The sequence below is a fragment of the Streptomyces sp. H27-C3 genome, assembly GCF_030063415.1.
Taxonomy (GTDB): domain Bacteria; phylum Actinomycetota; class Actinomycetes; order Streptomycetales; family Streptomycetaceae; genus Streptomyces.
The window spans coordinates 72932-96160 of the sequence record NZ_JASITA010000018.1 but is presented as its reverse complement, the minus strand read 5'-3'; the positions used below and the strand labels follow the sequence as shown (position 1 = coordinate 96160).

Annotated in this window: 27 protein-coding genes; 10 read left to right on the top strand and 17 right to left on the bottom strand. The window is 70.6% G+C overall.

The window, feature by feature from the left end:
- Nucleotides 1-90: 90 nt before the first annotated feature.
- On the top strand, nt 91-1137 hold the full coding sequence (locus tag QMK30_RS19735; protein WP_283519605.1) for a LacI family DNA-binding transcriptional regulator: 1047 nt from the start codon (nt 91-93) through the stop codon (nt 1135-1137).
- Here QMK30_RS19735 and QMK30_RS19730 read toward each other — a convergent pair.
- The 6 genes from QMK30_RS19730 to QMK30_RS19705 all read right to left on the bottom strand — a co-directional run bounded on the left by QMK30_RS19730 (nt 1112) and on the right by QMK30_RS19705 (nt 6877).
- Entirely contained in the window at nt 1112-2221 is a 1110-nt protein-coding gene (locus QMK30_RS19730) for a serine/threonine-protein kinase (RefSeq protein WP_502963170.1), read from the bottom strand. The genes QMK30_RS19735 and QMK30_RS19730 overlap by 26 nt on opposite strands.
- Nucleotides 2222-2329: 108 nt before the next feature.
- A complete protein-coding gene (locus QMK30_RS19725) occupies nt 2330-3613 on the bottom strand; it encodes a DUF6986 family protein (protein ID WP_283519604.1) in 1284 nt (427 codons plus the stop codon).
- Nucleotides 3614-3766: 153 nt separating this feature from the next.
- A complete protein-coding gene (locus QMK30_RS19720; RefSeq protein ID WP_283519603.1) occupies nt 3767-4729 on the bottom strand; it encodes an electron transfer flavoprotein subunit alpha/FixB family protein in 963 nt (320 codons plus the stop codon).
- A gap of 79 nt (nt 4730-4808) precedes the next feature.
- On the bottom strand, nt 4809-5594 hold the full coding sequence (locus tag QMK30_RS19715) for an electron transfer flavoprotein subunit beta/FixA family protein (protein WP_283519602.1): 786 nt from the start codon (nt 5592-5594) through the stop codon (nt 4809-4811).
- 199 nt (nt 5595-5793) lie between these two features.
- On the bottom strand, nt 5794-6309 hold the full coding sequence (locus QMK30_RS19710) for a flavin reductase family protein (RefSeq protein ID WP_283519652.1): 516 nt from the start codon (nt 6307-6309) through the stop codon (nt 5794-5796).
- Between the two features lie 211 nt (nt 6310-6520).
- Nucleotides 6521-6877 (bottom strand): TlpA family protein disulfide reductase, encoded by a 357-nt coding sequence (locus QMK30_RS19705; protein ID WP_283519601.1) that lies wholly within the window; start codon nt 6875-6877, stop codon nt 6521-6523.
- 244 nt (nt 6878-7121) lie between these two features.
- On the opposite strand from QMK30_RS19705, the gene QMK30_RS19700 reads away from it, so the two are divergent.
- Nucleotides 7122-7844 carry a lysophospholipid acyltransferase family protein gene (locus tag QMK30_RS19700; RefSeq protein ID WP_283519600.1) on the top strand — a complete coding sequence of 241 codons (723 nt, stop codon included), beginning with the start codon at nt 7122-7124 and terminating at the stop codon, nt 7842-7844.
- 20 nt (nt 7845-7864) lie between these two features.
- On the opposite strand, the gene QMK30_RS19695 is transcribed toward QMK30_RS19700, so the two are convergent.
- From QMK30_RS19695 to QMK30_RS19670, 6 genes are all read right to left on the bottom strand, one after another.
- Nucleotides 7865-8569, bottom strand: coding sequence for a B3/B4 domain-containing protein (locus tag QMK30_RS19695; RefSeq protein WP_283519599.1), 705 nt, complete (start codon nt 8567-8569; stop codon nt 7865-7867).
- Between the two features lie 11 nt (nt 8570-8580).
- Complete coding sequence (locus QMK30_RS19690; protein WP_283519598.1) at nt 8581-9180, bottom strand: transglutaminase-like domain-containing protein; 600 nt, start codon at nt 9178-9180, stop codon at nt 8581-8583.
- A 75-nt stretch (nt 9181-9255) separates the two neighbouring features.
- Nucleotides 9256-10326, bottom strand: coding sequence for a threonine aldolase family protein (locus tag QMK30_RS19685; RefSeq protein WP_283519651.1), 1071 nt, complete (start codon nt 10324-10326; stop codon nt 9256-9258).
- On the bottom strand, nt 10323-11096 hold the full coding sequence (locus tag QMK30_RS19680; protein ID WP_283519597.1) for an SDR family NAD(P)-dependent oxidoreductase: 774 nt from the start codon (nt 11094-11096) through the stop codon (nt 10323-10325). The genes QMK30_RS19685 and QMK30_RS19680 overlap by 4 nt, the downstream gene beginning before the upstream one ends.
- Before the next feature lie 26 nt (nt 11097-11122).
- The gene (locus tag QMK30_RS19675) at nt 11123-12520 is read right to left on the bottom strand and encodes a DUF6421 family protein (protein WP_283519596.1); all 1398 of its coding nucleotides are present in this window, start codon (nt 12518-12520) and stop codon (nt 11123-11125) included.
- Between the two features lie 187 nt (nt 12521-12707).
- A complete protein-coding gene (locus tag QMK30_RS19670) occupies nt 12708-12959 on the bottom strand; it encodes an alpha/beta hydrolase fold domain-containing protein (protein WP_283519595.1) in 252 nt (83 codons plus the stop codon).
- A 272-nt stretch (nt 12960-13231) separates the two neighbouring features.
- Here QMK30_RS19670 and QMK30_RS19665 point away from each other — a divergent pair, with 272 nt between their 5' ends.
- A complete protein-coding gene (locus tag QMK30_RS19665; protein WP_283519594.1) occupies nt 13232-13915 on the top strand; it encodes a glycerophosphodiester phosphodiesterase in 684 nt (227 codons plus the stop codon).
- A 50-nt stretch (nt 13916-13965) separates the two neighbouring features.
- Here QMK30_RS19665 and QMK30_RS19660 read toward each other — a convergent pair whose 3' ends face one another.
- Nucleotides 13966-14517 carry a GNAT family N-acetyltransferase gene (locus QMK30_RS19660; RefSeq protein ID WP_283519593.1) on the bottom strand — a complete coding sequence of 184 codons (552 nt, stop codon included), beginning with the start codon at nt 14515-14517 and terminating at the stop codon, nt 13966-13968.
- A 96-nt stretch (nt 14518-14613) separates the two neighbouring features.
- Here QMK30_RS19660 and QMK30_RS19655 point away from each other — a divergent pair, with 96 nt between their 5' ends.
- Nucleotides 14614-15261, top strand: coding sequence for a GntR family transcriptional regulator (locus QMK30_RS19655; protein WP_283519592.1), 648 nt, complete (start codon nt 14614-14616; stop codon nt 15259-15261).
- 8 nt (nt 15262-15269) lie between these two features.
- On the opposite strand, the gene QMK30_RS19650 is transcribed toward QMK30_RS19655, so the two are convergent.
- Together QMK30_RS19650 and QMK30_RS19645 are read right to left on the bottom strand one after the other, a co-directional pair.
- Nucleotides 15270-16061 (bottom strand): carbon-nitrogen hydrolase family protein, encoded by a 792-nt coding sequence (locus QMK30_RS19650; protein WP_283519591.1) that lies wholly within the window; start codon nt 16059-16061, stop codon nt 15270-15272.
- 25 nt (nt 16062-16086) lie between these two features.
- Nucleotides 16087-17451: an MFS transporter gene (locus tag QMK30_RS19645; protein WP_283519590.1), complete on the bottom strand. Its 1365-nt coding sequence runs from the start codon at nt 17449-17451 to the stop codon at nt 16087-16089.
- A 126-nt stretch (nt 17452-17577) separates the two neighbouring features.
- Here QMK30_RS19645 and QMK30_RS19640 point away from each other — a divergent pair, with 126 nt between their 5' ends.
- Both QMK30_RS19640 and QMK30_RS19635 read left to right on the top strand, forming a co-directional pair.
- Nucleotides 17578-18264, top strand: coding sequence for a DUF2848 domain-containing protein (locus QMK30_RS19640; protein WP_283519589.1), 687 nt, complete (start codon nt 17578-17580; stop codon nt 18262-18264).
- A gap of 92 nt (nt 18265-18356) precedes the next feature.
- Complete coding sequence (locus tag QMK30_RS19635; RefSeq protein WP_283519588.1) at nt 18357-18743, top strand: VOC family protein; 387 nt, start codon at nt 18357-18359, stop codon at nt 18741-18743.
- Nucleotides 18744-18816: 73 nt separating this feature from the next.
- On the opposite strand, the gene QMK30_RS19630 is transcribed toward QMK30_RS19635, so the two are convergent.
- On the bottom strand, nt 18817-18990 hold the full coding sequence (locus tag QMK30_RS19630) for a hypothetical protein (protein ID WP_283519587.1): 174 nt from the start codon (nt 18988-18990) through the stop codon (nt 18817-18819).
- Entirely contained in the window at nt 18987-19991 is a 1005-nt protein-coding gene (locus QMK30_RS19625) for an agmatine deiminase family protein (protein WP_283519586.1), read from the bottom strand. Before QMK30_RS19625 ends, QMK30_RS19630 begins: the two co-directional genes overlap by 4 nt.
- 153 nt (nt 19992-20144) lie before the next feature.
- Here QMK30_RS19625 and QMK30_RS19620 point away from each other — a divergent pair, with 153 nt between their 5' ends.
- The 4 genes from QMK30_RS19620 to QMK30_RS19605 all read left to right on the top strand — a co-directional run bounded on the left by QMK30_RS19620 (nt 20145) and on the right by QMK30_RS19605 (nt 23229).
- Entirely contained in the window at nt 20145-20720 is a 576-nt protein-coding gene (locus tag QMK30_RS19620) for a TetR/AcrR family transcriptional regulator (protein WP_283519585.1), read from the top strand.
- Between the two features lie 158 nt (nt 20721-20878).
- Nucleotides 20879-21454 carry a DUF5134 domain-containing protein gene (locus QMK30_RS19615; protein ID WP_283519584.1) on the top strand — a complete coding sequence of 192 codons (576 nt, stop codon included), beginning with the start codon at nt 20879-20881 and terminating at the stop codon, nt 21452-21454.
- A 125-nt stretch (nt 21455-21579) separates the two neighbouring features.
- A complete protein-coding gene (locus tag QMK30_RS19610) occupies nt 21580-22515 on the top strand; it encodes a M56 family metallopeptidase (RefSeq protein WP_283519583.1) in 936 nt (311 codons plus the stop codon).
- A gap of 33 nt (nt 22516-22548) precedes the next feature.
- Nucleotides 22549-23229: a phosphatase PAP2 family protein gene (locus QMK30_RS19605; RefSeq protein WP_283519582.1), complete on the top strand. Its 681-nt coding sequence runs from the start codon at nt 22549-22551 to the stop codon at nt 23227-23229.

Genomic DNA, 23229 nt, shown 5'->3' with positions numbered 1-23229 from the left:
ACCAGTCTCTATTCAGCTGACAACGTTGTCCAGGCTCTATGCTCGACGCCACACCCTTTGACACATTCGACAACGACAGGACAGCGCACTGTGGCCGAGACCGCGAGCCGCCCCGAGCCCCGCTACGGCACCCGGCCGACCATGAAGGATGTCGCCTCGCGTGCCGGGGTGGGCCTCAAGACGGTCTCCCGTGTGGTGAACGGCGAGGCGGGTGTCACGCCCGACACCGAACGGCGTGTCCAGGAGGCCATCGACGCCCTGGGCTTTCGCCGCAACGACAGCGCCCGGGTGCTGCGCAAGGGCCGTACCGCCAGCATCGGCCTGGTCCTCGAAGACCTCGCCGACCCCTTCTACGGGCCGCTGGCCCGCGCCGTCGAGGAAGTGGCCCGCGCCCACGGCGCCCTCCTCATCAACGGATCCAGCGCCGAGGACCCCGCCCGGGAGCAGGAGCTGGTGCTCGCCCTGTGCGCCCGGCGTGTCGACGGTCTGATCGTGATCCCCGCCGGGGACGACCACCGCTATCTGGAGCCGGAGATCGCGGCGGGCATCGCCACGGTCTTCGTGGACCGCCCCGCCGGGATGATCGACGCGGACGTGGTGCTCTCCGACAGCTTCGGCGGTGCCCGTGAGGGCGTCGCCCATCTGATCGCCCACGGGCACCGCCGTATCGGCTTCATCGGCGACCAGCCGCGCATCCACACCGCCATCGAGCGGCTGCGCGGCTACCACGCCGCGATGGAGGGCGCCGGACTGCGGGTCGACGAATCCTGGATGTCGCTCGGCAGCACCGCCCCCGAGCGGGTGGAGGACGCGACCACCGCGATGCTGGACGCCCCCGAGCCCGTCACGGCGATATTCGCGGCCAACAACCGTGTGACCGTGACAGCCGTACGCGTACTGGCCGCACGGAAGCGCCCGATCGCCCTGGTCGGATTCGACGACATCGAGCTCGCCGACCTGCTGCAGCCGGGACTCACCGTCATCGCCCAGGACGCCGCCACGCTGGGCCGCACCGCAGCCGACCGGCTCTTCCGGCGCCTGGACGGCTCGGACGACCCTCCGGCGCGCGTGGAGCTCCCGACCCGCCTCATCGCCCGTGGCTCGGGCGAGATCAGGCCCTGGGACCGGGCGCGCTGAGCGTACGGGGGACATCGCGCCGCCTCAGCAGACCGGCAGACCGGGCAGCGGTTTGGTCGTTGTCGCCGCCCTTGAGGTAGACGACGCTGACGAAGACACCGGTGTTGCGGGCATCGGGCTCATCGCGGGGCCGAAACCCTCGGGCCGGTGCGGCAGCACGTCGCGCTCGGTCACCCCGCGCGGCGCGGCCTGCGGAGGGCCGCTCGGAACACCCTGCGGGTCCCAGGCCGAAGTTCCCCGGGTATGCCGCCGCGGACGTCGCCGCCCGGCGTCGTGGCGACCGCGGTGTGCTCCCCGGCCGCCACGCCGCGAGCAGCCCGGCCGCCGCGTCCGCGTCGGGACGCTGCGCAGGGTCCTTGTGCATCAGCCGCTGGAGCACGGGCCCCAGCGGGCCCGCGCGCCGCGCTTCCGGCAGCGGATCCACGACGATCGCGGTCAGCGTCGACCAGGTCGAGGTGCGGCGGAACGGCGAGGAGCCCTCCACCGCCGCGTACAGCGTCGCGCCGAGCGCCCATACGTCGGACGCCGGGCCTGGGTCGTTGCCCTGGGCGCGCTCGGGCGCCAAGTAGTCGAGGGATCCGACCAGTTCGCCACTGCGCGTGAGGTGCGTGGTCGAGCCGTCCCCCGGGTCGTCCATCGCGGCGATCCCGAAGTCGGTGAGAACCACCCGGCCACTGCGGTCCAGCGGGATGTTGCGCGGCTTGACGTCACGGTGCAGCACCCCGACGCGGTGGGCGGCGCCCAGCGCCCGCAGTACTTCGGCGCCGATGGACGCCGCTTCGCTCGGGTCCAGGACTCCCCGCTCGGCCAGAACGTCGTCCAGGGAGGGCCCGTCGACGAGCTCCATGACGATGACCGGGCGCCCGCTGTGGTCGGTGACGTCGTGCACGGCGATGACGCCGGGGTGCCGCACTCGCGCGGCGGCCCGTGCCTCGCGCTGCATCCGCACCCGCAGATCGGCCAGTTCGGGCGCCGACGAGTCGTTGAACGTCCGCAGTTCCTTGACGGCGACCTCGCGGCCGAGCACTTCGTCGACGGCGCGCCACACCACGCCCATGCCGCCCCGGCCCAGCTGTTCGATCACTCGGATAGCGGCCCGGCGAGCCGCTCGTTCTCGTTGACACCACTGCCCGTTCCTGTGTCCGACTGTGGTCGGGTACAGGGTACGGGGCAGCAGTGACAGCTGTGCCTGCTACTTGACGACGACCGGGCGGCCCGCGAGCGCGTCGAGGTCGGCACGGGTCATACCGGTGAGCCTGGCGACCTCCGCGACGTCCACGGCCCCGCAGTCGAGGCCGCGCAGCAGATAGCCGCTGAGCGCCTTGGCGGTGGCGGGTTCGTCCATCACATCGCCGCCGGCCCGGCTCACGTACGCGGTGAGCCTGGCCGCCGCCTGCTCAAGTCCCTCGCGGTAGAAGGTGTACACCGCGGCGTAGCGGGTCGGCAGGTGGGCCGGGTGCATGTCCCAGCCCTGGTAGTAGGCGCGGGCCAGTGAACGGCGTACCAGACCGTGGTGCAGCCGCCACGCGTCGTGGACCTGTGTGGTCGCGCCGACCGGCAGGACGTTCGTCGAGCCGTCGGACAGCCGCACGCCGGTGCCCGCCGCCGCGATCTGCATGACGGCCTTGGCGTGGTCGGCGACCGGGTGGTCCAGCGACTGGTAGGCCGCCGAGACGCCACAGGAGGCGCTGTAGTCGAAGGTGCCGTAGTGCAGCGAGGTGGCCCTGCCGTCGGCGGCCTCGATCATGCGCGAGACGGTGGCGCGGCCGTCGGCGCCGAGGATCGACTGGGTGGTCTCGATCTGGATCTCGAAGCCGATCCGTCCCGGTTCCAGGCTCCGTGCCTTCTCGAACTCCTCGACGAGCCGCACCATCGCGGTGACCTGCTCGGCGTACGTCACCTTGGGCAGCGTCAGCACGAGGCCGTCGGGCAGGCCGCCGGCCTCCATCAGCCCGGTGAGGAAGATGTCGAGCGTGCGGATGCCCCGGTCGCGTACCGCCGCCTCCATGCACTTCATGCGGATGCCCATGAACGGGGCCGCGGTGCCGTTGTCGTACGCCTCGGCGATCAGGCGGGCCGCGCGGGCGGCCGCCGCGTCCTCCTCCGCGTCGGGGCGCGGGCCGTAGCCGTCCTCGAAGTCGATCCGCAGGTCTTCCACGGGCTCGCGCTCCAGCTTGGCCCGCACGCGCGCGTGGACCGAATCGGCGTGCTCGTCCGGGATGCCCAGGACGCCGGCGAGGGCGGCGGCGTCCGGTGCGTGCTCGTCGAGGGCGGCGAGTGCCTGGTCGCCCCACGCGCGGACGGTGCCGGCGGCGAAGACGTCAGCGGGGACGTAGACGGTGTGGACGGGCTGGCGGGTGCCCGGGTCCCCCGGGTAGCGGCGGGCGAGGTCTGCGTCCACCGGCGCGAGGGAAGCGCTGATCCCCTCGCTGATCGCGCCCGCGAGGCTCGTTGCAACCGTCTCCTGCTGACCCATTCCCACACCCTCCAAGTTTCCGCTTCACGGAATCAATAATCCGCATAGTGAAGTTAATAGGCGCCCACTGTCTGCGTCAATGGTTGCCGCAAACAGCGCGGGGCCGCGCGGTGAAGATCACCGCACGGCCCCGGCCCAACAGACTTCCGCAGGTCAGCCCTTACGCGCCTGAACCTCTTCGGTCAGCTGCGGGACGACCGCGAAGAGGTCGCCGACCACGCCGTAGTCGACCAGGTCGAAGATCGGGGCCTCGGCGTCCTTGTTGATGGCCACGATGGTCTTCGAGGTCTGCATGCCGGCCCGGTGCTGGATCGCGCCGGAGATGCCGGACGCGATGTACAGCTGCGGGGAGACCGACTTGCCGGTCTGGCCGACCTGATTGGAGTGCGGGTACCAGCCGGCGTCGACCGCGGCGCGCGAGGCGCCGACGGCGGCACCGAGCGAGTCGGCGAGGGCCTCGATCACCGAGAAGTTCTCGGCACCGTTGACGCCACGGCCACCGGAGACCACGATCGGGGCCTCGGTCAGCTCGGGACGGCCGCTGGACTCGCGCGGGGTGCGCGAGACCACCTTGGTGCCGGTGGACAGCTCGGAGAAGGACACGGTGAGCGCCTCGACGGTGCCCGCGGCCGCGGCGGCCTCGACCGGCGCGGAGTTCGGCTTGACCGTGATGACGGGCGTGCCCTTGGAGATGCGGGACTTGGTGGTGTACGACGCGGCGAAGACGGCCTGCGTGGCCACCGGGCCCTCGTCACCGGCCTCGATGTCGACGGCGTCGGTGATGATGCCGGAGCCGATACGGACCGCGAGGCGGGCCGCGATCTCCTTGCCCTCGGCGGAGGACGGCACGAGCACGGCGACCGGCGAAACTGCGTCGTACGCGGCCTGGAGCGCGTCCACCTTCGGTACGACGAGGTAGTCGGTGAGCTCGGGGGCGTCGACGGTGAGGACCTTTACCGCACCGTGCTCGGCGAGCACGGCGGCGGTGGCCTCGGCGCCGGCACCGAGCGAGAGGGCGACGGGGTCGCCGATCCGGCGGGCGAGCGTCAGCAGCTCAAGGGTGGGCTTGCGGACGGCGCCGTCCACGTGGTCGACATAGACGAGAACTTCAGCCATGGGATTGCTCTCCTGCGAGTGGCGAGTGCGAAGAATCTGGGGCAACTGGTGGCGCGCGGGCCTCGGGGCCGGACGCCCCCTAAATGAACTTCTGGCCCGCGAGGAACTCGGCCAGCTGCTTGCCGCCCTCACCCTCGTCCTTGACGATCGTGCCGGCCGTACGGGCGGGACGCTCCGTGGCGGATTCGACCTTGGTCCAGGAGCCCGCGAGGCCGACCTCATCGACGTCGATGTCCAGGTCGCCCAGGTCCAGGGACTCGACCGGCTTCTTCTTGGCCGCCATGATGCCCTTGAAGGACGGGTAGCGGGCCTCGCCCGACTGGTCCGTCACGGACACGACGGCCGGCAGGGACGCCTCGAGCTGCTCGCTCGCGCTGTCGCCGTCACGACGGCCCTTGACGACGCCTCCGTCGACGGAGACCTCGGAGAGCAGGGTGACCTGCGGGACGCCCAGGCGCTCGGCCAGGATCGCCGGCAGGACACCCATGGTGCCGTCCGTCGACGCCATGCCGCAGATGACCAGGTCGTAACCGGTCTTCTCGACGGCCTTGGCGAGCACCAGCGAGGTGCCCATGACGTCGGTGCCGTGCAGATCGTCGTCCTCGACATGGACGGCCTTGTCCGCGCCCATGGACAGCGCCTTGCGCAGCGCGTCCTTGGCGTCCTCGGGGCCGACGGTCAGCACGGTGATCTCCGCGTCGTCCGCCTCGCCGGCGATCTGCAGCGCCTGCTCGACGGCGTATTCGTCCAGCTCCGACAGCAGGCCGTCGACGTCGTCGCGGTCGACGGTCAGGTCATCGGCGAAGTGCCGGTCGCCAGTGGCGTCGGGCACGTACTTCACACAGACAACGATCCTCAGGCTCACGCCGGCTCTCCTACTGCATCGTCTACTTTTTTGGTGCCTCGCTGCAGGCAGCATAGGCGCCTGAAGGGGCGGATCCCGGTCGGGGCGGACCGCTCCGGCTGGAATATTACTCGCCAGTACACCCAGTGCATTCCCCGTAAGCAAGCGCTTTGAACTGTGACCTTGCCAACGGTGAGGCATCCCTGTCCACCGGGAACTCTCAGTCCCTCAGCGCGTTGAAGCGTCCTTGGTGATAGAGCAGCGGCCGCCCCGTCCCGGCGGGGTCGCCCGCGACGACCTGGCCGAGCACAATGCGATGATCCGCCGCCGGCACGCGCGCCACAACCCGGCACACCAGCCACGCCAGTACGCCGTCGAGCAGCGGCACGCCCTCCGGCCCCGTACGCCACCGGGTGGGCGGCGCGAAACGGTCCGCGCCACTGCGCGCGAAGGTGGCCGCCAGCTCCTGCTGACCCTCGGCGAGTATGTGGACGCCGATGTGCTCGGCCTCCGCCAGGACGGGCCAGCTCGACGAGCCGGTGCCCACACCGAAGGAGATCAGGGGCGGGTCCGCGGCGACCGAGTTCAGCGAGGTGGCGGTGAACCCGACGGGCGCCGGGCCCTGCGCGGTGATCACCGCGACGCCGGCCGCGTGCTGCCGGAAGACCGAGCGGAGCAGGTCGGGAGAGGCCTGCAGGGCCTGGCGGCGGGAATCGAGCGAGGGGGAGGCCGTCATCGGGTTGTCCTTCGTGTCCTTCTGCGGAGGGCGCATGCGCGTCCGTGGGTGCTCAGGCACGCGGACAGCGCACACTCGCGTCGCGGGCCAGGTCGACATGGGCCCGCCCGTGGAGAAGGAGTTCTGGCGGCACCCGGCCAGATTGTCGATTCGCGGCACGGACCGTCAAGCCGCGTCCGGAATATGGGAGATGCGTCACCGGCATGCGCGTTCACACGGCCTCGCCGAGGGCCGCGATGACGTCGGCCCGGCGGGGCTGCCCCGCCGCCCGGCGCACGATCCGGCCCTCCGCGTCGAGCACGAGCACGGTGGGCGTCTTGAGGATGCCGAGTTCCCGTACGAGGTCGAGCCGTTCCTCCGCGTCGATCTCGACATGGGCGACGCCGTCGACCATGTCCGCCACTTCGAGAAGGGTCCTCCGGGTCGCCCGACAGGGCTGGCAGAAGGCGCTGGAGAACTGGACCAGTGTCGCGCGCTCCCCCGGTTTCTCGCCGAGTTCGGCCGCGCCGAGTCGTGTGCCCTCGCCTGCACCCGCGACGGCGCCCGTACCGCTTTTGTGCCCGCGCACCTTCGGCCCCCTTGCGTTCATGCAATCCGTTCCCGCGGACGCGTTCTCCTGCTCATCCTTTCAGCGTTCCCGGGATCGGGAGGATTCCCCAGGTTTCTCCAAGTGACGAGAATCTCGCGCCTGAAGGACAGCAGGACTGGCTACTCGGCCGCTCATGGGGCACGATCTGCCCAAAGCCGCTTAACCTACGGCTCCGTAACTTCCGCCGGGAGAGCCTCCCCGGGCACAGAAGGGGTCCTCCGACATGGCAGAACTCGCCTATCGGCCGGTCATTGGTGCCGCACTTACCCTGTTCAAGGCGCTCGACCTGAAGATCGACACGCAGGGTTCTGAGAACGTCCCCCGCACCGGTGGCGCCGTGCTGGTGAGTAATCACATCAGCTACCTCGACTTCATTTTCTCGGGGCTGGGAACGCTGCCGCAGAAGCGTCTGGTGCGCTTCATGGCCAAGGATTCGGTCTTCCGGCACAAGATTTCCGGGCCGCTGATGCGCGGCATGAAGCACATCCCCGTCGACCGCGACAAGGGCGAGGCGGCGTATGCGCATGCCCTCGACGCGCTGCGGTCCGGCGAGATCATCGGCGTCTTCCCGGAGGCGACGATTTCTGAGTCCTTCACTCTCAAGAGCTTCAAGTCGGGTGCGGCCCGGCTCGCCCAGGAGGCCGGCGTTCCGCTGATCCCGATGGCTCTGTGGGGCACCCAGCGGCTGTGGACCAAGGGAAAGCCGCGCAATTTCGGCCGTAACCACATCCCCGTGACGATCCGGGTCGGCGAGCCGATGGAGGCGCCCACGGACGAATTCGCGGGCGCGATCACCCGGCGGCTGCGCGAGCGGGTGCAGGAACTCCTTGAGGCTGCTCAGCGCGCCTATCCCGTACGCCCGAAGAACGCCGAGGACACCTGGTGGATCCCGGCGCACCTCGGCGGCACCGCGCCGCTTCCCGGGCAGGTGCGCGAGGCGGGCTGACCTGCCGCCGCAAGGCCGCGCTACGCGCGGTGTGGCGCCGGGGAGTGAACGGTGATCCGCGCCCCGGGGCTCAGCTTCTCCAGCGACTCGGCGAGTTCGGCCCCCGCGGCTTCGAGCTCGCCGAGTGTCATGACGGCCATGGACTCCAGCAGGAACACCGCGTTCACCGACTCCTCGGTCAGGCGGGTGCGGACGCCCTGGCGCCAGTTCCAGCGCCGGCAGGTGACGCCTTCGTCGTCGCGCCAGACGACCTCGCCGGCGTCCGGGTGCCCAACGGCGTCCTCGCCGCCCGCGACGGTGGCGAACGGTTCGTCGCCGGTGGCCCGTACGAGCCGCATGGCGCCCTTGACGCGGTCCAGGTCCTCGCCGCCGACCGGGACGAGATGCGCGACGCTGATCGCGTTGTAGAGGTCGACGAGCAGGTTGATCCGCGGCAGTCCGGCGTCGGTCAGGGCCCGCTCGGCCAGCGCCTCCGCCGAGTTGCGGGTGCGTGACGGCTTGCTGCCGAAGGCGGTGTACGCCTCGCGCCAGGCGGCGACATGCGGGTCCTCGTGCGGAGCCCGGCCGTTCAGGCGCTCAGCGAGGCGGCGCGCGGCGGCGTCGAGGAGGGCTGAACTCGCCTCGCCGCTGGGCCCGTTGACCAGACCGTGCGCCTCGACGGCGAGATGGGTGAAACCGGGCGCGAGGGCGCGCACCTCGTCGGAGACGGTGAGCGTGAGCGTCATGAACTTCCTTCTCACAGTGCGGTGGGGAGCGTGCGGCACAACTGCGACCGGTCCTGAGCGGTGCGCAGGGCATGCAGAACGGCCGGATGTGGTGCAGCATACAGCACCTCATAGTCCACTTCACTGAACTCTGGACGTATGACGTAGGCCAGCCGCTCGCCGTCGAGCGAGAACCGGGCGTCGACACCGGGCCTGTTGCCGCGCGGATCCTGCCGCGCCCACGCGCCGCGCCCCGTCAGCTTCACCGCGACCAGCCCGTGGACGACCGGGTCCGAGCCGCCGTCGTCCGCCAGCCGCTGATAGCAGAAGCCGGCGGGGATCCCCTCGGCGCGCAGCAGTGCGACCAGGGCATGGGCCTTGGCGTAACAGATTCCGGTCCGCTGCCCAATGACGTCGGAAGCGCGCCAGGTGACCCTCGGGTCGCCCACGTCGCCGGAGTGCGGAATCCCGTCGCGTACGAACGCGAAGGCCGCTTCGGCGTATGCGTATGCGTCGACCGCTTCGGCACGCAGGCGGGCGGCGGTCTCCCGCACGAGCGGATGCTCATGGTCGACGACCTCATCGGCGGCCAGATAAGCGGCAGGTTCGAAGGTCTCCTGGGTCAGCTCCATGGTCGGCGAGCATAAGGAAGCGACCGACCGGCAGTCAATAACTTTCCGGTCGGTCGCATACTCATGCGATAGGTGCTACTTGGCCATCTCTTCCTTGAGCGCCTGCACGAAGCCGTCCACGTCGTCTTCGGTCGTGTCGAAGGAGCACATCCAGCGGACGTCGCCGACGGACTCGTCCCAGAAGTAGAAGCGGTAGTGCTTCTGCAGCCGCTCACTGACGTCGTGCGGCAGCCGCGCGAAGACCGCGTTGGCCTGCACGGGATGGAGGATCTCCACGCCGTCCACCCCACGGACGCCCTCGGCGAGCCGCTGCGCCATGGTGTTGGCGTGGCGCGCGTTGCGCAGCCACAGGTCGCGCGCGAGCATCGCTTCGAGCTGCACCGATACGAAGCGCATCTTGGAGGCGAGCTGCATCGACAGCTTGCGCAGGTGCTTCATGGCGCGCACGGCGTCCGGGTTGAGGACGATCACGGCCTCGCCGAAGAGCATGCCGTTCTTCGTGCCGCCGAAGGACATGATGTCCACGCCGACGGTGTTGGTGAAGGTCCGCATCGGTACGTCGAGGGAGGCGGCCGCGTTGGATATCCGGGCGCCGTCCAGGTGCACCTTCATGCCGTGCCCATGGGCGTGCACGCAGATGGCCCGGATCTCGTCCGGGGTGTAAACCGTGCCCAGCTCGGTGTTCTGGGTGATCGACACGACCTGCGGCATGGCACGGTGCTCGTCGTCCCAGCCGTACGCCTGCCGGTCGATGAGCTCGGGCGTGAGCTTGCCGTCCGGCGTCGGTACGGTCAGCAGCTTGAGCCCGCCGACCCGCTCGGGGGCTCCGCACTCATCCACGTTGATGTGCGCGGACTCGGCGGCGATGACCGCGCCCCAACGGTCGGTGAGCGCCTGCAGTGCGACGACGTTGGCCCCGGTCCCGTTGAAGACGGGGAACGCCTCCGCGAGCCCGCCGAAGTGGCTGTGCACGATCCGCTGGAAGTGCTCGGTGTAGTCGTCCTCGCCGTAGGCGACCTGATGGCCCTCGTTGGCGAGGGCCAGCGCGGCAAGCACCTCGGGGTGCGCGCCCGCGTAGTTGTCACTGGCGAAGCCGCGCACCCGGGGGTCGTGGTGCCGCCGGGCGTCGGTCTTCGTCACGTTCACGGCTTGGGGCTCAGCCACAGGCGCTGTCCATTCACTTCCGGGGCGGGCCGGTCCCAGACTCCGGCGATGGCCTCGGCCAGTTCCTTGACGTCCGTGAAGCCCGCGAACTTAGCGTTCGGGCGCTCGGCGCGCATCGCGTCGTGCACCAGTGCCTTGACGACCAGGATGGCAGCCGCGGTACGCGGCCCGTCCTCGCCCCCCGCCTTGCGGAAGGAGTCGGCCAGTGCCAGCGTCCACGCCTCGGCGGCGGCCTTGGAGGCCGCGTACGCGGCGTTGCCCGCGGTGGGCTTGGACGCGCCGGCCGCGCTGATCAGGAGGTAGCGGCCGCGGTCGCTGCGCTGGAGCGGGGCCTCGAAGGCGAGCGAGGTGTGCTGGACGGTGCGGATCAGCAGCTTTTCCAGCAGCTCCCAGTCCGCGAGGTCGGTCTCGGCGAAGGTCGCGCTGCCGCGCCAACCGCCGACGAGGTGGACCATGCCGTCGATCCGGCCGAAATCCTTCTCGGTGCGGGCCGCCCAGGCACGGGTGGCCTCCAGGTCGAGGAGGTCCACGGTGTCGCCGGTGACCGTGGCCCCGCCGTGGGCGTACCTGGCGGCGTCCACGGCCTCCGCCAGCCGCGCCGCGTCGGCGTCCGAGCCGACCACGGTCGCGCCCGCCTCGGCCAGCCTGAGCAGGGTCGCCCGGCCCGCGGGCCCGCCCGCTCCGGCCACCGCGACCACAGCGCCTTCCAGCGACCCGTTGCCGTTGGCCTTGCCGTCGGTCTTCACGTTCATGGTCGTCGCCTCCTGGGCACGAGGGCTCATGCGGCCACCCGCTCTGCGCTCGCCGCAGTGATCCCCTTGGTAGAGGCGATCACATTTTTCAGCTTCTTGGAAAGCGCCTCATAGAACATGCTCAGCGGAAACTCGTCCGGAAGCACCTCGTCGACGAGTTTGCGCGGCGGCAGCGACAGGTCCAGGGCGTCGGCGCCCTTGGCCCAGCGGGATCCCGGGTGCGGCGCGAGATACGTCGAGACCAGGTCGTACGCGGCGAGCCAGTGGACCAGCTTGGGCCGGTCGATGCCGTCGCGGTAGAGCTTCTCGATCTCACCGCAGAGCTGGTTGGTGACCTGCGGGGCGCGGTCCCAGTCGATCTTCAGCGTGTTGTCCGTCCAGCGCAGCACGTCGTGCTTGTGGAGGTACGCGAAGAGCAGCTGGCCGCCGAGCCCGTCGTAGTTGCGTACGCGCTCACCGGTGACCGGGAAGCGGAACATCCGGTCGAAGAGCACGGCGTACTGGACGTCGCGCCCCTGTCCGAAGCCGTCGGCCTCCAGCTTCACGGCCTCCTTGAAGGCGGTGAGGTCGCAGCGCAGCTCCTCCAGGCCGTACATCCAGAACGGCTGGCGCTGCTTGATCATGAAGGGATCGAAGGGCAGGTCGCCATGGCTGTGGGTGCGGTCGTGGACCATGTCCCACAGCACGAAGGCCTGCTGGCAGCGGTCCTGGTCGCCGATCATCTCCCGGATGCCGTCGGGCAGTTCGACGCCGAGGATCTCGACGGAGGCCTCGGTGACCCGGCGGAAACGGGCCGCCTCACGGTCGCAGAAGATGCCGCCCCAGGTGAAGCGCTCGGGGGCCTCGCGCACCGCGATCGTCTCCGGGAAGAGCACCGCCGAGTTGGTGTCGTAACCGGCGGTGAAGTCCTCGAAGGCGATGCCGAGGAAGAGCGGGTTGTCGTAGCGCGTGCGCTCCAGCTCCGCGAGCCAGTCGGGCCACACCATCCGCAGCACGACCGCTTCGAGATTGCGGTCGGGGTTGCCGTTCTGCGTGTACATCGGGAAGACGACCAGGTGCTGGAGGCCGTCGGCGCGCTGTTGGGCGGGCTGGAAGGCAAGCAGCGAGTCCAGGAAGTCCGGCACGCCGAAGGCGCCACCGGACCACTTGCGGAGATCGACGACGAGGGCCCGGTGGTACGCGGCATTGTGCGCAAGCAGCGGGGCGAGCGCCTCGATCGCGGTGATGACGCGATCGAGAGTGGCCTCCGCGACGGCGCGCGTCGGGGCGCCCTCGGCGTCGAAGTCGATGGATCCGTCCTTCGACTGCCAGGGCCGGATCTGCTCCACGGCATTCTTGAGCTCGGGCCAGGCCGGGTGCTCGACCACGCGCCGGTCACCGGATATGCCATCGGCGACTACGTCCTGCACAAGAATTTCCGTCATGTCACTTCCTTCACGGGAGAACCTCGCGTCAAGACACCGTATCGGTGTTCGGTTCTCCTGCTCAAGAGGAATCTCAGTAAATTATCCTGCCGAGCCCCCAAGCTCGCCGCCGTTCTTCCTGCCCTTGGCCGTTCCTGCGATCGCTTCTGCCACCGAGGCCACAGCGTTCTGGGTATGACCGAGGGGCTCACCGAACTTGAGGAACCCGTGGAACATCCCGGGACACCGGCGCCGAACCCCCGCCACTCCGGCGTCCCGCAGCTTCCGGGCCGTACGCCCTCCCCTCGTCGCACGGCGGATCGCAGCCCGCCGCGGCGATCAGCGCGGGCGGCAGTCCCGACAGGTCACCGGCCCGCGATTGAGAGGCGTGGGGGTGTCCGATGTCACCCTCCGGGCCCAGGTACTGCCCCGAGAACGACCGGCGCCGCCCCGGCGTCACGGCCCGCAGGACTCACCCACGCACGAGTGACGCCACTCGCGACGGGCCCCGCCGCGGGGAGCGGGACGGACGGATCCCCCCTCGTCCGTACCTTCGGGAGCCGTATCGCGTGAGTATTGTGCCGTCCTCGTCGCCGCCCTCATCACCGGTCTGGCCCCCGGGATCGCGAGCGCGCGATCGGAGCATTCCGCTCCCCCGCGCGGGGCAGGTTCCCTCTCGCAGGCGGGCCGTTAGGCTGCGCTGGAGCCGCTGTCGACGGAAGCGAGATTGCCTTGAGTTTCCTCACCATTGGTCACCGTGGGGTCATGGGTGTCGAGCCGGAGAACACCCTGCGTTCCTTCGTACGCGCCGAACAGGCCGGCATGGACGTCATCGAACTGGATCTGCGTCTGAGCAAGGACGGCGCGCTTGTGGTCATGCACGACGCCGAGGTGGACCGTACGACCGACGGCAAGGGCAAGATCGCCGACATGACCCTGGCCGAACTGCGTGGACTCGACGCGGGGATGGGTGAGCGCGTCCCTCTCCTCGAGGAGGTGCTCGACCTGGTGAAGTCGCCGCTCCAGGCGGAGATCAAGGACGCGGCGGCGGCGCGGGCGCTCGCCGAGGTGATGCTCCGGCGTGATCTGGCGGGCCGTGTGGAGGTGTCTTCGTTCCACGACGCGGCGGTCGCCGAGATCGCGTCACTCGTGCCGGGTGTACGGACGGTGCTCATCGCCAGCCGCTACGGCACCGACGTGGTGGATCGCGCCAGGGCGGTCGGCGCCGCGGCCCTCGCGCTGAACATCCGCAGGCTGACCCTGGAGACGGTCGAGCAGGCGCACGCGGCGGGGCTGAAGATCATCGGCTGGGTGGTGAACACCCAGGACCAGCTGCGGCTGGTGCGCGCACTGGAACTGGACGGCGCGACGACCGACTATCCGGAGATCCGCCGCACCGGACGCTTCACGGCCTGAGCCCGGCGCCGCGCCGGTCGGCCCCGCGCGGCGCCGATCCGGAGAATCGTTTACGCCAGCGCCTTGACCAGCAGCTCGAACTGGAGGTCGGCCCGCTGCGGAATACCGAAGCGCTCGTCGCCGTACGGGAAGGGCGTCATCTTTCCCGTACGGCGGTAGCCGCGGCGCTCGTACCAGGCGATGAGATCGTCGCGCACCGAGATCACGGTCATGTGCATCTCGCTCGCGCTCCAGCTCTCGCGGGCGGCCCGCTCCGCCTCGGCGATGATCACCTTGCCGAGGCCGGCGCCCTGCAGGTCGGGGCGCACGGCGAACATACCGAAGTAGGCCGCGTCACCCCGTGATTCGAGCTGGCAGCAGGCGACCAGGGCGCCGTCCCGCTCGACGACCAGCAGCTTGCCGCCGGTCGACTTGATGACATCGAGGACGCCGTCGGGGTCGGTGCGCTGCCCTTCGAGGATGTCCGCCTCCGTGGTCCAGCCGGACCGGCTGGAGTCCCCCCGGTACGCCGACTCGATCAGCGAGACCAGCGCGTCGGCGTCGGCCGGTTCGGCGTCCCTGAAGACGAGTTCGCCGGTGGCCGGACGCGGGGTGGTGTCCATGAAAGCGCTCCAAGATCTCTGCTGCCGCACGGGAGCACCGAGGGTAACGCGTGCCGGGCGGGTGTGCCTCGGGCATTGTTTCGGTATACTTGTTGTATGCAATCTGTGGGGGTAGCTGTGGTCTCGGGCCGGGACAAGGCGTACGCGTTTCTCAAGGAGAACGTCCTCACCGATCCGGATCTGCAAGGCGCGTTCCTGTCCGAGCAGGAGATCGCGGACCGTATCGGGGTCTCGCGCACCCCCATCCGCGAAGCGCTACTGCTGCTCGCGGCCGAGGACCTGGTCCGGCTGGTGCCCAAGCGCGGCGCGCAGATCGTGCCGCTGACGGGCCGGGAGATCACCGAGCTGATGGAGCTGCGCGGAATCGTCGAGCGATACGCCGCCGAGCGGCTCATCGCGGGTGACAGGGCCCCGGTGCGGGAGCTGACGGAGCTGCTGGAGCGTCAAAGCACCCTCAGTGGGCCGGAGTCGGCCAAGGAGTTCATCGCGGTGGACCACCTCTTCCACGCGACGATGGTGTCCTGCGCGGGCAACGCGCTGCTCGACCGGCACTACGACGGGCTGCGCAGCAGGCAGATCCGGGCCGGGGTGGTGGCGCTGTACAACCAGCACGGCCGACAGGGGTCCGTCCTCGACGAGCACCGCGCGATCCTGTCCGCGATCGCCGCCGGTGACGCACCGGCGGCGTGCGCCGCGATCGACAGCCACCTGGAGACGACGCTCAAGGTGCTCCTGGCCGGCTGAGGCGCCTTCTACAGCCTGCGGTTGGCCAGCACCGGCACGGCGCGGCGGACCGTGTCGACCTCATCGATGTCCACGTCGGCCACCAGTAGCCCCGGTCCCGCGTCGAGCTGCCGACGTACGGTCCCGTCCGGGCCGACGACCGCGCTGCAGCCGATTCCGGTGGGGGCCTTCGAGGCCTCCGGCCCGCCGGAGGCCGCCGGGTCGGCCTGGTCGACGGCGGCCAGCCACAGGGTGGCGTCGAGCGCGCGGGCGCGGATGAGCAGGTCCCACTGCTCGCGCTTGCCGGGGCCCGCGCCCCAGGACGCGGGAAGCAGCGTGAGGACCGCTCCGGCGTCGGCGTGGGCGCGGAACAGCTCGGGGAAGCGCACGTCGTAGCAGGTGGCGAGACCGATGCGTTCGCCGTCGACGTCAATGGTGACCACTTTCGCGCCGGGCGCGACGGTGTCGGACTCGGCGAAGCCGAAGGCGTCGTACAGATGGATCTTGTCGTAGGCCGCTTCGACGCCGGGCCCGGTGGCCAGCAGTGTGTTGGTCACCTTGCCGCCGGGCGCGGGGGTGAACATGCCGGCGACCACGACAATGCCGCTGTCCGCGGCGATCCGGCGGACCTCGGTCGCCCAGGGGCCGTCCAGGGGTTCGGCGAGCGGGGCGAGCCGGGTGCCGAAGCAGGCCATCGCGGCCTCGGGGAAGACGACGATGCGGGCACCGGATTCCGCTGCCCGGAGGGTCTGTTCGCGCAGCAGCCCCAGGTTGCGCTCGGGAATGGGGCCGGTGGTGATCTGGCTCAGGGCGATGCGCATGGGGTGGTTCCTTCCGGGCGTGGGGTCAGCCGGTATTGGCGGTCGGGGCAGGGGCGGACGGCTGCTGCGCCTTTTCCCTTCCCGGTTCTTCCTCGGAGCTGTCCGCGTCGCGGCCCAGGCGGATCCCGGTGATCGTGACTGCCGCGGCGACAGCGATGTACAGGGCCAGCGGGATCCAAGTGTTGTACGCGCCCAGCAGCGCCGTGAACAGCAGCGGGGCGATGGCTCCGCCGATGACTCCGGCCAGCGTGTAGGCGAGCGAGGAGCCGGTGTAGCGAAGGCGCGGGGTGAACTGCTCGGCGATGAAGGCCGCCTGGGGCCCGTACATCAGCGAGTGAATCGCGAGAGCCACCACGACTCCGAGGGTGAGCAGCGGCCAGCTGCCGCCGCCGACCATGGGGAAGAACAGGAAGGGCCAGATTCCGGCGGCCACCGCGGAGACGCCGTACAGCAGGCGGCGGTTGATGCGGTCGGACAGGGCGCCGGCCAGCGGGATGAGGAAGACCTGCAGGGACGAGCCGATGAGGACGGCGGCGAGCGCCGAGCCGCGGCTCATGTCCAGCTCGCCCGTCGCGTACGTCAGCACGAAGACGGTGAACAGAGCGTAGAGCACATCGGGGGCGACCCGGCTGAGGATCGCGGCGGCCAGCGCGCGGCGATGGGTGGCGAAGACCTCGCGGACCGGCGCCTCGGGGCGGGTCCGCTCGGCCGCCATGGCCTTGAAGACCGGGGTCTCCTCCAGCCTGGCGCGGATCCACAGGCCGAAGCCCACCAGAACGCCGGAGAGCAGGAACGCCACCCGCCAGCCCCAGGACAGGAACTGGTCCTCGGTGAGCAGTACGCCGAGGGTCGCGAGCACGCCGTTGGCCAGGAGGTTGCCGGCCGGCGGGCCGATCTGTGCGGCGGAGGCGTAGAAGCCGCGGCGGCGCGGATCGCCGAACTCGCTGGAGAGCAGCACGGCCCCGCCCCACTCGCCGCCGACTCCGACGCCCTGGGCGAAGCGCAGCAGCACCAGCATGATGGGGGCGGCGACGCCGATGGTGGCGTAGGTGGGCAGCAGGCCGATCAGGAAGGTCGCGACGCCGATCAGTACGAGGGTCGCGATCAGGACCTTCTTGCGGCCGATCACGTCCCCGAGGCGGCCGAAGACCAAACCGCCCAGCGGCCGGGACACATAGCCGACGGCGTAGGTGGAGAAGGCGAGCAGGGTGCCGGTCGTGGGGTCCTCGGAGGGGAAGAAGAGGTCGCCGAAAACCAGCGCGGCGGCCGCGGAGTAGATCGCGAAGTCGTACCACTCCAGGGCGGTTCCGGTGAGGCTGGCGAAGAAGGCGCGGCGGACCGCGGACCTGTCGGCCCGGGGATTGTCGGTGCTGGTGCTGGTGCGCTTCACGTTTTCCGTCCTTGTGCGAGGGCGTGACGTCGACCTTTCGGCATACTTCTTGTATACAGGTCGTATGCGCAAGCCCTCCGCGCAAAGTTAACCGCTCCGATACCGCGACCGATGTGGAGATTTTCCATGGCGCTGCTGACCTTCGAACTCCCCGACGGCTCCACCAGGGACGTCGATGTCGTCCAGGTGCTGAACGCCGGATACGCCGGACGCAGCCAGGACGACGTGGCGGCGCACGTGGCGGAACTCGCCGCGCTGGGCGTGCCCGCCCCCTCCGTGACGCCCGCGCTCTACCCGGTCTCGCCCTACCTCGCCCAGCAGACCGACCTGGTCAGTGTCCAGCACGGCGCCACCTCGGGCGAGGCCGAGTGGGCGCTGGTGGTGGCCGGTGACGGGGAGCTGCTGCTGTCGGCGGCCTGCGACCACACCGACCGGGAGCTGGAGGTGCACGGGGTGGCGTGGAGCAAGAACGCCGGGCCCGACGTGCTCGCCCGCCGCGCCTGGCCGCTGTCCGACGTGACGGAGCGGCTCGACGAGCTGACCCTGCGGGCCTGGGTGACCCACGAGGGCGCCGAGACGCTGATCCAGGACGGCACGCTGGCCGAGCTGCTCACCCCCGGGTACTGGGCCGACGTACTGCGTGGGCGCGGCGACCTGATTCCCGGCACGGTGCTGATCTCGGGCACCATCCCGATGACCGAGGGCGTGGACCAGTTCGCCGAGCGCTGGCGCGTGGAGCTGAGCGACCCGGGCACCGGAGACGTGATCCCGTTGGCCTACGACGTGGTCCGGATGCCGACGCCGATCGGCTGAGCCGCGCGCGGTGGCGCAAAGCCGAGGGGCGCCCGGGACACGGGCGCGCCGGGCCTCGCCGCGCTGGCGGGGATCCCCTAGGGTCCGGACGCATGGTCCACGTACTGAGCAGCAGGACGCTCCTGCACCCCACCGACCCCGAACGGTCCCGCGCCTTCTATGGCGACGCGCTGGGGCTCGCCGTGTACCGCGACTTCGGCACGGGCCCCGAGCGCGGCACAGTGTACTTCCTCGGCGGCGGCTTCCTGGAGGTCTCCGGGCGCTCCGACACCCCACCCTCCCCCGGCCTCCAGCTGTGGCTTCAGGTCGCGGACGCGAAGGCTGCGCACGAGGAACTGACGGCGCACGGCGTCGAGGTGCTGCGCCCGCCGGTGAAGGAGCCCTGGGGGCTCGTCGAGATGTGGATCGCGGATCCCGACGGATGCAAAATCGTCATCGTGGAAGTCCCCGAGGATCACCCGCTGCGGTACCGACCCTGAGGGGGAACTCCTCGGGTGATCCCGACGGCGTACACATCGCGGTCGTCGAGGTGCCCGAGGAGCATCCGCTGCGCTACCGGCCGTGAGCCCGGCCGCCGCCCGTCACGCGCACCGAGCCCGTGGCGGTGGCTCCGGCGGGGAGCAGGCCGAGCGCGGACCGGGAGGTCAGCGTCTTGCCCGAGCGCCGGGCCGGGGAGCCCAGCGGGGAGCCGAAGGAGGTGAGCAGCTCGTACGTCATGGTGCTCACGCCCCGGCCTTGGGGAGCTGCTGGGTGATGCAGTGGATGCCGCCACCGCCGTAGGCGAGCGTCGGTGTCTCCACCCCGACGACCTCGCGGTCGGGGAGCGCGGCGGCGAGGACGGCCAGGGCCGCCCTGTCTTCCGGCGTTCCGGCGACGGGGACGACCACACCGCCATTGGCGAGGTAGAAGTTCAGATAGCCGACCTCGATCTCTTCGCCGTCGAGGTCCGCGTACGCCGTCTGTGGCAGCTCGATGATCTCCAGCTTCCTTCCGCGGGCGTCCGTGACCGCTTCCAGCACCGCACGGTTGGCGCGCATCCGGGCGTAGTCGGGGTGGTCCGGGTCGTCCGGCAGTGACACGACGACCCGGCCGGGGCCGACGAAGGCGCACACCCCGTCCACGTGCCCATCGGTCTCGGTGTCCTCCAGCCCGCCGTAGGGGAGCCAGATCACCTTGTCGGCGCCGAGCCGCTCCCTGAGCACGGACTCGATCTCTTCACGGCTCATGAGGGGGTTGCGGTTGGGGTGGAGCAGACACTGCTCGGTGGTGATGAGTGTCCCCTCGCCGTCGACGGTGATCGCGCCGCCTTCGAGGACCATCGAGGAGTGGACGCGGCCGATACCCAGCCGGTCGAGCAGCAACCCGGCGAGCTTGTCGTCGGAGTCCCACGGATAGCGCTTCTCGCCCCAGGCGTTGAAGCGGAAGTCCACTCCGACGCGCTCGCCGTCCTGCGTGAACGCGAGGATCGGGCCCGAGTCGCGCAGCCAGGAATCGTCGGTCGGCAGCTCGATGACCTCGATCTGCTTCCCGCAGGCCCTGCGTACCTCCGCGCCCCGACCGGGTCCGGCGATCATGATCACCGGCTCAAAGGCCGAGATGGCTCGCGCCACCGCCGCGTACTCCCCCAGCGCCCGGTCGTAGACCGGGCCCCAGAGTTCCTGCCGGGTCGGCCATGCCATCAGGCATGCCTCGTGTTCGGCCCACTCGGCCGGCATCCGTGTACCCATCGCACTGGCTCCGCTCTCCTCGCTGAGACACCGGCTGCCTGAAAATTCAGTCAGCCGATCGTTGGCCGCTATCCTGTGGCTTGACTGAACTTTCAGTCAAGGACTTCGGTCAGGGATCGACCGTCGGATTTTCCCGAGGAGTGAGTAGAGAACATGTCCGATCGCCAGGTGCTGATCATGGAAGCCGCCGTACGGGTCATCGCCCGCAGTGGTGTGCGCGGACTGCGCGTCGAGCAGCTGGCCACCGAGGCGGGGGTGTCCACGGCGCTGATCTACTACCACTTCGGCGACCGCGCCGGTCTGGTCCGCCGGACGCTCGAATTCATCAGTGACCGGGCCGGGGCGTACACGGACGAGATCGCGACGGCCTCCGGTGGCCCGCGCGAGGAGCTGGAGCAGATGCTCCTCCTCGAACTCCAGGACACGCCCCGGGTCCGCGAGAACAGCACCGCCTGGGGCGAGTTGCGCGCCAGCGCCATCTTCGAGACCGACCTGCGCGAGACCCTGGCGCAGTCCACCCGATCCTGGGTGAGTGATGTCGCCGAGGCGATCCGCGCCGCGCAGAGCGCCGGTTCGGCCGCGGCCGGGGCCGACCCCGAAGCCGCGGCGGAGCGCCTCACGGCGCTGGTCGAGGGGATCAGCGAGCGGTGGCTCAGCGGGTCACTGACCCTGGAGCGGGCCCGTGAGCTGCTCGGCGGCGCCCTCACCGTGGAGCTCGGCGAGCGGTAGTCCGGTCCGGCCACGGCTTTGCCCGGCGCGGCTCGCACGGGTGGGGCGGACTCGAATACCTCCGGTGAGCCCCCCATGTACCCCCGTGCGCTCGCATACGACGTCACGGCCCTGGGCATCGACGGGACGACACCGTCCGTCGAACGGGGAGGTTCGCCGTGCACGGAGAGGCGATGTCCGGCTGGCTGCTCGTTGCGCTGTGCGCGGCGACCGGCGCGTACTGCCTGCTGCGCATGAGCAGCGGCGCGGGGGAACACCGCACGGGTGCGGGCAGCGAGGCGCTGATGGGATTCGGTATGGCAGCTATGGCCCTTCCCGCGGCGGCGATCGCGCCGCCGGTGTGGGGGTGGGCGCTGTACGCCGCCGTGTTCGGCGTCGCGGCGCTGTGGGCCCTGGGTCACTCCCGCGGGAGCACGCACCACCTGCACCATGTGATCGGGTCGGCCGCGATGGTCTATATGGCGCTGGTGATGGCGCCCGGCGCCGGAAGTTCCGCGCACACGGGGCACACGACCGGGTACGGCGCGGGCGGAATCCCGCTGCTGACCGGCGCCCTGCTGCTGTACTACGCCGGATACGTGCTGCGCTCGGGGGTGCGGCTGATGCCCGTGTCCGTGGTGGCGAGGGACCCGGAGAGCGGCGTGGCCGTCGCCTGGGGGGCGCGGCCGGAGCTCGCGCTGGCCTGCCGGCTGTCCATGGGCATCGGCATGATCGCGATGCTGCTCACGCTGTGAGGGCGCCGGGTTTCCCCTGCGGGGGCGGCTCTAGACGCCTCTGCGGTCCTCGGCGAAACCGTGGCCTGCGTCACTTGCCGCGCGAGGCCGTACCGCCAGGTAGCACCGCCTCATAGGCTGACCCCATGACGGTCTCCCTCGCGCTTCTGCTGCTCGGCGTCCTTGCTGCCGTCGCGGCCCCGCGGCTCATGTCGCGCGCCGACTGGCGGGATCGCGAGCCCGTGGTGGCGCTGTGGGTGTGGCAGTGCGTGGTGGCCGCCGTGCTGCTGTGCTTCGCACTGTCGATGACGTTCAGCGCGGCCGCCGCCTGGCAGGCCGTACGGGGCCACGTGTTCGCCTCCGCGCCGCACGGCGTGATGGAGGCGTACGCCCTTGCCGCGTACGGCCCTTGGTCGGCGGTCATCGCGGTGCTGCTGGCGTGCGGAGGCGTCTGGACCGCGGCGATGCTGGTCCGGGAGATCCGCCGGGCGCACGTGGGCCGCAGGCAGCGGCGCGCGGAACTGCTCGTACGCTCCCCGCTGATGCCCGGCGAGGAGCCCGGCAGTGACCGGCTCGTCGTACTCGAGGGTGAGCGGCCCGACGCCTGGTGGCTGCCCGGGGCGGCGCCGCAACTGGTCATCACCACAGCGGCGTTGCAGCGCCTCAAGGGCCGCCAGCTCGACGCCGTGCTGGCGCACGAGCAGGGACACGCGCGGGCCAGGCACGACTGGTTGCTGCACTGCGCGTCCGCGCTGGCCATCGGCTTTCCGCAGATCCCGGTGTTCGCGGCGTTCCGCGACGAGATGCACCGGCTGGTGGAGCTGGCTGCCGACGATGTCGCCTCACGGCGGTTCGGCCGCCTCACGATCGCGCTGGCCCTGGTCGAACTCAACGAGGACCGCGGGGTGTTCGGCCCCTGCGCGATGTCCGACGCGGAACTTCCGCGACGCGTGCACCGGCTGCTCTCTGCGGCCCCCCGCCTCACCGCGGGCCGCAGACTGCGGCTGACGGCCGCCGCCTCGTTCGTCCCGGTGGTGCCGCTGCTGGTGGCTTTCGTGCCGGGGCTGCGCGCCCTGGGATAGTTTCCACCACCGGTCGTGGGTGAGGATCTTTCCATGCACCCCCCACACCTCGCTTCGTCGGCCCGCCCCGCACCCCCGGCCCCGCTGCGCACCGGTATCGCCTTCACCGCCCTGTCGGGCCTGCTCCTGCTGCTCGTCGCGTTCGAGTGGGGACCCCTGATGTCGTTCGACCGCACGGTCGTCGACGGCCTGCACGGCTCGGCGGTCGGCCACCCCGGGATCACGAAGACGAACCGGATCCTCGCCGACTGGGTGTGGGACCCCTGGATGATGCGCGCCCTGCTGGCCGTCGCCGTCGGCTGGCTGCTGTGGCAGGGAGAGCGGCTGCCGGCCCTCTGGGCCGTCGCGACCAGCGTGGCCGGGACCTTGCTGCAACAGGGCCTCAAGGCCGCGGTGGGCCGTGAGCGGCCCCAGTGGCCCGACCCGGTCGACTCCGCGCACTTCGCGGCCTGGCCGTCCGGCCACGCGATGACGGCCACGGTCACCTTCGGACTGCTGGTGTGGCTGCTCGCCCTGTGCGGCGCGGACTCCCTGCTGCGTGCCGTCGTCCTCGTGGTGGGCGTGGTGTCGGTCGCCGGTGTCGGCCTGACCCGGATGTATCTCGGCGTGCACTGGCCGACCGACGTGCTGGGCGGATGGCTGCTGGGGGTGGCGCTCGTGGCCCTCTCCGTCGTGGCGTACGGTCGCGCCTCCCGAGAAGGAGTACCCGCGTGA